Here is a 905-nt window from a genome sequence, read left to right as displayed (position 1 = left end):
CCGGTGGTCGATAACCAGAACGTGCAGACCGCCGGTCCGCGTGGCCCGATGTTGCTGCAGGACGTGTGGTTCCTCGAGAAGCTCGCCCACTTCGATCGCGAAGTGATCCCCGAGCGCCGCATGCATGCGAAAGGCTCCGCGGCCTATGGCACCTTCACCGTCACCCATGACATCACCCCCTACACCCGGGCGAAGATCTTCTCCCAGGTCGGCAAGAAGACCGATATGTTCCTGCGCTTCTCCACCGTCGCCGGTGAGCGCGGCGCGGCGGATGCCGAGCGCGACATCCGCGGCTTCTCCATGCGTTTCTACACCGAGCAGGGCAACTGGGACCTGGTCGGCAACAACACCCCGGTGTTCTATCTGCGCGACCCGCTCAAGTTCCCCGATCTCAACCACGTGGTGAAGCGTGACCCGCGCACCAACCTGCGCAATGCGACCTTCAAGTGGGACTTTTTCTCTCACCTCCCCGAGTCGCTGCATCAGTTGACCATCGACTTCAGCGACCGCGGCCTGCCGAAGAGCTATCGGCACATCCATGGTTTCGGCAGCCATACCTTCAGTTTCATCAATGCGAACAACGAGCGCTTCTGGGTCAAGTTCCACTTCAAGACCCAACAGGGCATCGAGAACCTGACCAACGCCGAGGCCGCCGAAGTGATCGCCCAGGACCGCGAGAGTTCGCAGCGCGACTTGTACGAGAGCATCGAGAAAGGCGACTTCCCGCGCTGGAAGATGTACGTGCAGATCATGCCCGAGAAGGAAGCGGCCACCTATCGCTACAACCCGTTCGACCTGACCAAGGTCTGGCCCCACGGTGACTACCCGTTGATCGAAGTGGGCTTCTTCGAGCTGAACCGTAACCCGGACAACTACTTCGCCGAGGTCGAGCAGGCCGCTTTCAC

At 61.1% G+C, this 905-nt stretch carries 1 pseudogene; it reads left to right on the top strand.

Annotated elements, in window-relative coordinates:
- A pseudogene (katA, locus tag HMPREF2914_RS01235) lies at positions 1-905 on the top strand (catalase KatA); the annotation flags it as partial.

This window comes from Pseudomonas sp. HMSC067G02 (genome assembly GCF_001813485.1).
GTDB lineage: Bacteria > Pseudomonadota > Gammaproteobacteria > Pseudomonadales > Pseudomonadaceae > Pseudomonas > Pseudomonas aeruginosa.
This window is presented reverse-complemented; position numbering and strand designations above follow the sequence as displayed.